Annotated in this window: 3 protein-coding genes; all 3 read right to left on the bottom strand. The window is 46.4% G+C overall.

Going from position 1 to position 9240, the window contains the following annotated elements:
- A partial coding sequence (locus ENN47_08475) for an ATP-binding cassette domain-containing protein (protein HDP78202.1) occupies positions 1-999 on the bottom strand: 999 nt, incomplete at its 3' end.
- A 108-nt stretch (positions 1000-1107) separates the two neighbouring features.
- Complete coding sequence (locus ENN47_08480) at positions 1108-5802, bottom strand: DNA-directed RNA polymerase subunit beta' (protein ID HDP78203.1); 4695 nt, start codon at positions 5800-5802, stop codon at positions 1108-1110.
- A 40-nt stretch (positions 5803-5842) separates the two neighbouring features.
- Positions 5843-9240: DNA-directed RNA polymerase subunit beta (locus ENN47_08485; protein ID HDP78204.1), on the bottom strand; the 3398-nt coding region annotated here is incomplete at its 5' end.

Raw genomic sequence — 9240 nt, forward strand, 5'->3', positions numbered from 1 at the left:
CTTTCTGAGATTGTGGGGAGGCATGTTGGTAACATCCATTCCATCGAGAAGAACCCTTCCCGAAGGAATCTTTCTCATCCCGAAAATTCCCTCCAGGAGCTCTTCCTGACCATTTCCGGCTACACCTGAAATCGCGAGAAGCTCACCTATCTTCACCTCGAATGATACTCTCCTTACAGCTTCCTCACCGTCTACAGAACCTTCGATACTCAGTTCCTCAACTCGCAAGACTGCTTCTCCGCTTGACGTGAGTTGAATCCTATCTGTACTAATCTCTTCTCCAGAAACTAGGTTGTGAAGCTCCTCTACAGAAGTCTCCTCTCTTCTGTACCTGCCGATGATTGCTCCGGATCGAATAACGTATATTCGATCTGAAACAGAGTATGCTTCGCGAAGCTTATGAGTGATAAATATTACGGCCTTTCCTTCGGCACTCAACCTTCTAAAAGTCTCGAACAGTTCTTCCTTTTCGGTTTCAGATATCAGAGTTGTAGGTTCATCGAAAATAATTATCTTCGGAGAATTCTGGAGAACTCTCACAACTTCCAGCTTTTGGCGCTGCGCCGTCGAAAGCGATTCAACCTTCTTGTCTAAGGGGAGCTGGAGGCGATAACGCTGCATAACCTCTTCTATTCTTTCTTTGAAGTGCTTGATTGCCCCTCCGAGTAAATTAGTCTTGAACCCCAGCAACAGATTCTCAAATACAGTTAGCTGCGAAATAACTTTCAGGCTCTGAGGGACCATTCCTATGCCCTTTTCCAGAGCGGAAGAAGGGCCCAACGGAATATACTTATCACCTCTAAATAACATAGAACCACTGTCTGGCTTCTCAATTCCAACAATGACTTTCATTAGCGTAGTCTTACCCGCTGCATTTTCTCCAAGAAGAGAGGCGATCTCTCCAGAATAAAATGAGAGAGTCGCTCCGTCAAGGGCTCTTGTTCCGCTTATACTGTACTTCTTCTTAAGATCCGCTATTTCCAAAACCGGCTTCGACAACTCCGCCCCCCGGATGATAGAGTTTTTTGTCCTTTATAATGTTACCATTTCAAAAGAAAAGCGGAAAGCGCAAAGCGCTTTCCGCCAATATTTATAGTTCCTCTTAGATCAGGCTAGCTCCTCTTCCTTGAATTGTGAGGGTATCGCTGCCTCTTCAACCTGCAGATTGGCATACATATCAAGACCTGTCCCAGCGGGTATTAGCTGGCCCACTATTACGTTCTCCTTCAGTCCCAGCAAAAAATCCGACTTCCCGGCAACAGATGCTTCGGTAAGAATCTGTGGCGTTTGCTGGAATGATGCAGCTGATAGCCAACCTTCACTCTCCAGAGAAGCCTTGGTAATCCTGAGAAGCTTTCGCTTGAACTTTATTGGATCCTTCGGCATGATCTGGATCTTCTTCTCGGGAATTATAGTGTCGGGATTGAAGTCATCGACAAGCTTCTGATAATGATCTTCGTCGACATCAAAAATGAGTATCTGCTTTATGCTGCCCTTAAGTATCTTGTTAAGCAGCTCCTCACTTATTTGTTCGCCCTCAGCGGCTATCTTCTGTATCTTTCCGTCTTCATCTTCACCAAGGACTCTCTTTGCCAATCTCTTATCGATTACATACTCTCTGTTCTCTCCGACTCTGCTGTTGGCTTCATCTATTGTCTTGTTTATTTTTCTGATTTCGACAATGTCAAGAAGGTCTCCCGGCAAGAAGTCGGTGTCTCCGGGATCCGTGACCTCAACTTTCGAGAGCATTTGTCTGATTATTAGCTCAAAGTGCTTGTCGTGAATCTCGACTCCCTGTTCTGCATACACCCTTTTGATCTCGGTAAGAAGATAAAGCGCTGTTTGAACCAGGCCTAGCTTTTCCATCAGTTTCCTGGGCCTTACGGTTCCAGTTGTTATTGCCTGTCCTTCAGTAACCTTGTTACCGATCTCGATCTTGGGTTTGATGCTCGAGGAGAGATCGTATTCACTGATGCCTCCGGTCTTTGTTTCGATGTAGACCTTTCTTCTTCCCTTATCGTCAGAGACGAGATCCTTAACAAAACCGCTATCTCCCTTTTCTATGAAGAGCGCTTCAGGATCCTTGAGCTTCTTCCGGGCCTCGAACAACTCCTCTGCCCGTGGAAGACCTCTGGTAATATCCTGTCCGGTGGCTATACCTCCTGTGTGGAAAGTCCTCATAGTCAGCTGTGTGCCTGGCTCACCAATCGACTGGGCGGCAACTACACCAACGGATTCTCCGACGTTGACAATCTCGTGATTTGAAAGATCCATTCCATAACACATAACGCAGACTCCGCTATCGGATTCGCAAGTTAATACGGATCTAACCTTTATTGTCGGACGGACGTAGACTTTGTCGATTTCGTTCTTCTGCAGCTTCTTCGCCGTAAGCTCGTCTATCTTTTCCTGATACTTTACAAGCATTTCTTTGCTGCTGTTCTTTACGGGATCACCTGCAAAGATCTGACCCACACATGGGAAGCTAATCACTTTCACTTCCTCAACTTCAGAATTCTTGAGCTGGTGGAGAAGATCACTGCCAATATGGGTGCCTGCTTTGTATTCCTTGTCATTGAGAGTGATACTCTCGTTCAGTTCGGTATAGTTTATGAGCCTGGTCACCTTGGGGATACTCAAAATCTCTTCACGGGCAACTTCGACACTGGCTCTATAGTTTGAAAGGAATGCAGCGTCTTCATCTCTAATCATCGTATCGCGGAAGTATTCCTTTCCAGTCTTCTCGTTTTTCAAGACCTTCCCTGTCAGAGGATTGATAACATCGGTCGCAAGAACCCTCCCAAAGAGGAACTCTTCGAGCTTCTCAATCGTTACACCGTCCGCCATGAGTTCAATGGCCTCGATACCTTCATGAGTACCGCAGTTCGGTGTAGTAACGGTTATCGTCTGGGAGACATCGACCAGTCTTCTGGTAAGGTAACCGGCGAACGACGTTCGAAGAGCTGTATCGGCCGAACCCTTTCTCGCCCCGTGGGTAGACGTGAAGAACTCGAGCTCCGTTAGTCCGTCCCTGAAATTCGATTTTATCGGTACTTCGATCGTCTTCCCCGATGGATCGGCCATCAGTCCTCGCATACCGGCGAGTTGCTTCAGCTGGTCGATGTTACCTCTGGCTCCGGAATCGACCATCATGTAAATCGAATTGAATGGATACTTTTCGAACTCCGTGTATGTCTTTTCCATTATCTCCTGAGTCGTATCGGACCAGATTCTGATTATCTCCTGAGTTCTTCCGTCTTCAGTCAAGAATCCCGACTTGTAAAGGTTCTCGATCTGATCTACCCTTTCTTGTGCGGCATCGATAACCTTGTCCTTCTGGGGATAAACAACGATATCATTTATCGATATGGTCAGACCCGAAGCAGTAGCGTAGTGAAAGCCAAGAGACATCATATCATCCAGAAGATCTGCCGTCCTATCGATTCCATACTCATGGAAGCAGTCGTAGATCAACTTTTTTATAGCTTTCTTGTTGAACTTCTTCATGTAGTCCCTAAGCTTTTCGGGGACTATGGTGTTGAAGATTATCCTTCCAACCGTTGTAAGCGTAAGCTCTCCGGATGAGGGATCTAGCTGAACAAGAATAGGATCGTGAAGTGATATATATTCCGTGTCGTAAGCAAGAAGCGCTTCTCCTGGAGAAGAGAACTTCCAATCGACCCATTCAAGAGCCTTCTGCCTGACCATCCTCCTCGCATCTACATCTGAAATCTTTTCATCTTTGAGGAGGGCCGAGTAATAATCCATGACTTCTTTCTCTTTCTTCTCATGATCATGACCAACAGTTGTTAGGTAATACACACCAACGATTATGTCTTTGCCTGGCATCGAAATGGGTTTCCCGCTTGCGGGGGAAATCACGTTGTATCTGCTGAGCATGAGAAACTTCGCCTCTGCCTGAGCGGCTGCGGATAACGGAACGTGAACGGCCATCTGGTCGCCGTCAAAGTCTGCGTTGAATGGTGCGCATACAAGCGGATGGAGCTGAATCGCGTTTCCTTCGACCAACCTGGGTATAAAAGCCTGTATGGATATCCTGTGAAGCGTCGGTGCTCTGTTTAGGAGTACCGGATGTCCCTTGATCACATCTTCTAGAACTTCCCAGGCCTCAGGCATTTCCTTTTCTATTATCGTTTTCTTGAGTTTTCTCGCTGTCTTGCTCGATTCACTGCCGTGAAGAAGCTTAGAGAGAACAAACGGCTTGAACAACTCCATTGCTACCCTCTTAGGGATTCCACACTCGTGAATCTTCAGATCGGGTCCAACGACGATGACGGCTCGACCGGAGTAATCTACTCGCTTCCCAAGCAGATTCCTTCTGAATCTTCCCTTCTTGCCTTTGACCAGGTCCGTAAGAGACTTCAATGGCCTGCCCGATTTGTCTGATACTGCCTTTCCAACTCTCCCGTTGTATATGAGGGAGTCCACAGCCTCCTGAAGCATCCTCTTTTCATTCCTGATAATTATGTCGGGAGCCCCGATCTGCAGTAATTTCGCAAGCCGGTTGTTTCTGTTTATGACTCTCCTGTATAGGTCGTTCAGATCCGTTGTTGCAAATCTTCCGCCTTCGATCTGAATCATGGGTCGCAGGTCCGGAGGGATTACGGGTACAACGTCCATAACCATCCATTCCGGTCTGTTGTCTGAGGCAATAAAGTCCTTGACGTACTTCAACCTTCTAAGAAGTTTAAGAGCTCGAGCACTGCTCTTTGGAATAGACTTCAATTCCAGTTCAATGGCTACCTGCAGTTCTTCCAGATCCATTCCGTGCAACAGCTTCTTAATTGCGGCCGCTCCGTAATCACAGGTTACCTTTCCAGGATAAAGCTCTTTGTAAGCCTCGTACTCATTTTCTATCAAGACCTCTCCGACTGTCCTGCCTGTCTCTTCAGAAACTTCGGGATCAATTTCCGTTATTATGACTATCGGCCTGTCGCTCTCGGTATCGGTCTCCACTTCGAATTTTCCTGGATAGTATTCGTCAAAGATCTTATACTCTGTAGCGGAAAGAACTTCATCCTCGAAGAGGAATCTGTCGGCAAGGGTATCACCCTTATGAACTTCATCTTCATTCTGAACATATATGAGAGCACCTTCGAAAACCGGGTATTTTTTCTCAATTCCCGTCTCGTCCTTGACGATTACCCAGTTCAGTTCTCTCTCGGTACTGCTGTCGATTCTCTCGATAGTGACTTTACCGTCAATGTCTGTTGTAACCGGTCCATGAGGTGCCTTCACCTTGTAACCCTGCTCAACTTCGAAGCTGAGCTTCTTCGTGTAGATCTCATATTCAGTTTGGTACATCGTCATTCCAGGAAAAAAATCCGTCTCCTTGGGATCTGTGACCACATACAGCCTTTCAATTACTCTCTTCGATCCGTAGTAGATTATGTTCTCGAGATCCTTCGCAGGAATGTTGAGAAGTGATGACAGAACACTTGGCGCGCTCTTCAAATACCAAACGTGTGTGACAGGAGCGGCCAGCTCGATGTGACCCATCCTTCTTCTGCGAGCTTCTTTAGATTCGACTCGTACACCACAGCGTTCACAAACGGTTCCCTCGTACTTCTTTCCCTTGTACTTGCCGCATGTACACTCGTAATCTTTGGTCGGTCCAAAGATCTTCTCACAGAAAAGTCCGTCTCTTTCCGGTTTGAATGTACGATAATTAATCGTCTCGGGCTTCTTCACTTCCCCGCTTGACCAGCCCTTGATTCTGTCCGGTGAGGCAATATCGATTTCCAGCTTACTGACCTTTCTCTTGTATGTGCTTACTGGCATCTGCTTCCCTCCTTGAGGGGTAGCTCCCTTCTATTGATTCTCATAATTTATCCACATCCAACTCGACATTATTCTGGTCAAAAACCTTAACGTCGAGAGAGAGTCCCTGCAGCTCTTTTATAAGGACTTTGAAACTCTCCGGAATACCTGGTTCTGGTATATTAATTCCCTTCAGTATTGCCTTATACACATCGTTCCTTCCCTTGATGTCATCAGACTTTATCGTCAGCATCTCATTCAATGTGTGGGCCGCTCCATAGGCTTCAAGCGCCCATACCTCCATCTCGCCAAATCTCTGGCCACCAAAGTGGGCCTTTCCACCGAGAGGCTGTTGATGAATGAGCGAGTAAGGACCTGTAGATCTCGCGTGAATCTTATCCTTTGCTATATGAACGAGTTTAAGCATGTACATAATTCCCACAACAATCGGGAAGTCAAAAGGACTACCGGTGCGGCCATCTCTCAGGGTTACCTTACCGGTCTTCAACTCTTCACTATCTCCGTCTTCGAGGCCAAACTTTTTCCTGGCTTCATAAAGCTCGGTCATGATTTCTTCTTCTGTAGCTCCATCAAAGATGGGAGTCGCAAAATAGCGATTTGTAAGCTTTCCCAGCCATCCAAGATGTGTCTCAAGTACCTGCCCGACATTCATTCTCGACGGGACACCCAGAGGAGAAAGCACAAGCTGGATTGGAGTTCCGTCTGGAAGGAAAGGCATGTCTTCCTTCGGTATAATATTCGAAACAACGCCTTTATTACCATGCCTTCCAGCAAGCTTGTCACCAACATCTAAAGGCTTTCTGATTCCAACGAATACTTTGACAAGCTTGTTGATGCCAGATCCAAGCTCAGATACTTCTTCTTTTTCGAAGACCTTGACATCGATTACTCTTCCCTCGACACCATGAGGAAGCTTCAGTGATGAATCCTTCACATCTCTTCCCCTATCTCCGAAAACAGACCTTATTATCTTCTCTTCAGGAGTTGTTTCGGACTCGCCTTTGGGTGTGACTTTTCCAACAAGAATGTCTTGTGATGTAACATACGCACCTACTCTGACTATTCCGCTTTCATCAAGATTCTTGAGCGCTTCCTTCGACACGTTGGGAATATCAGCAGTGATCTCTTCCGGACCTAGCTGGGTATCTCTCGCGATCGTCTCATACATCTCAACGTGGATAGTCGTGAAAGTGTCATCTTCAAGAAGTTCCTGGTTGACCAAAATAGCATCTTCGAAGTTGTACCCTTCCCAGGGCATAAAAGCTACCAGCACGTTCTTCCCAAGGGCAAGCTCTCCCATTTCCGTAGAGGGACCGTCCGCGATCGGAGCTCCTTTTTCCACTTCCTCACCAACGGATACTATTGGTCTTTGGTTTACCGCAGTGTCCTGGTTTGTCCTCACGAATTTGAACAGAGAATAAACATCTTCGACTGACTTTCCTTTCTCATCAAGCTCAGGATTGCCTTTATCATCAAGCCTCTGCACGATTATTCTTCGGCCGTCAACACTAATTACCTTGCCCTTGTGCTTTGCAAGCACAACATATCCTGAATCTCTGGCAGCCACACCTTCAACACCGGTCCCAACAATGGGAGCTTCGGATTTGATTACGGGTACGGCCTGTCTTTGCATATTTGATCCCATTAATGCTCTATTGGCATCGTCGTTTTCCAGAAACGGTATCAAAGAAGTCGAGATTGAAACGATCTGTTTGGGAGAGACCGACATGTAATCAACATCTTCCCTATTAACATACCTTACCTCTCCCGCATAACGGATTTCAACGTTTTCATCTAGAATACGCCCATTTCCGTCCATTGCGATAGTGGAGTGAGCTATGTTGTAACGCTCTTCTTCATCTGCGGCAAGATATACAATATCGTCACTAGCTACTCCCTTCTGAACCTTTCTGTAAGGAGTCAGGAGAAATCCGAACTTGTCTATCTTTGCAAAGGTAGCCATCGAAGTCATCAGTCCAATATTGGCGCCTTCAGGGGTCTCAATGGGACACATTCTACCGTAGTGAGAGTGATGAACGTCACGAACCTCGAATCTTGCGTGTTCTCTTTTCAAGCCGCCTGGTCCGATGGCAGAAAGTCTCCTCTTGTTAGTCAACTCCGCTAGCGGATTAACCTGGTCCATAAACTGAGAAAGCTGACTCGTTGCAAAGAACTGATGCAGAGTGGTCATTAGCGTTCTTACATTCACAAGACTCTGCACCGCAATTTTGTCGAAGGAAGTATATATGGTAAGCTTCTCCTCGAGGAGCTTATGTATTTTAATGAATGCCTTCTCGAATTCTGTTTCCATGAGTTCGCCCACCGTTCTAACTCGTTTGTTTCCAAGGTGGTCCTTCGTATCGAGAAGTTCCGGTCGGCTTTCAATTTCTGTCAGGTGCCTTGCCGCAAGGACTACATCGAGAACTGTAAGAACACTGGACTCTTCTGCGTAATCCGTGTCCTTCGAAACTTTCTTTCCTTCAAACTCCTTCAGGTAGTCTTGATAAACCTTCTTAAGCCGGCTGTTGACCTTGTATCTGCCGACATCGGAAAAGTCAAAACGGTCGGGGCTGAAGTATAGATTGGTTATGTAGCTCTTCGCGGCATTTATTCGAGGAATCTCACCGGGTCTGAGCTTTCTGAAAAGCTCAATATAAGCGGCATCTTCGGTCATCCCTTCTCCATATGTCTTCTGCAAAGCAATGAAAGTCTTCATTGCTATAGGAAGCGGCAGCTTTACGGTCTTTACGTCTGCCTCGATTGCTTTTGCGATAATATCTTCAGTCAGTAACGCTCCCTTTTCTGCTATCAACTCTCCGCCTGGAGTCTTGATGTCTTCGAGAATAATACTTCCAACATTCGCGAGCAGTTCATCTTCGTCCGACCCATCGTATCCAGTTTCGAAAAGTCTGAGCAAATCGAGATCGTTCTCGTAACCCAGAGCCTTCAAAAAGACAAAGAAATTCAGTTTTCTTCTTCTGTCTATTCTAGCCTGCATTATCTGCTTGTTTGGATTGAGGAGAATCTCGAACCAAGCTCCCTTTACAGGCAGAAAATGCGCGACATAAATGGGAAGAGAACCCGATACCGCCTTCGTAGGTTCATCAACAAAATAGACACCAGGAGATCTCACGAGCTGATTGACGATCACTCTTTCCGCTCCGTTGATTATGAAGGAGGCGTTATCGGTCATGTAAGGCAAGTATCCAAAAAAGGCCTCTTCCTCCTTGATCTCTCCGGTATAAAGGTCGGTGATTCTTACAGTCACATAAAGCGGAACCGAATACGTGAGACCTTTGTCTTTGCACTCCTGAATGGAGTGTTTCGCCTCGCCTATTCTGGTCGATACAAAATCCAGAGAGAAGCCTTTCTCGCCCTTCTTGAGATCCGAACGCTGGATCTGCGACTTGATGGGGGAATACTTCTTTAGAACACTCA

Origin of the sequence: Mesotoga infera, assembly GCA_011045915.1 — a bacterium.
Classification (GTDB): domain Bacteria; phylum Thermotogota; class Thermotogae; order Petrotogales; family Kosmotogaceae; genus Mesotoga; species Mesotoga infera_D.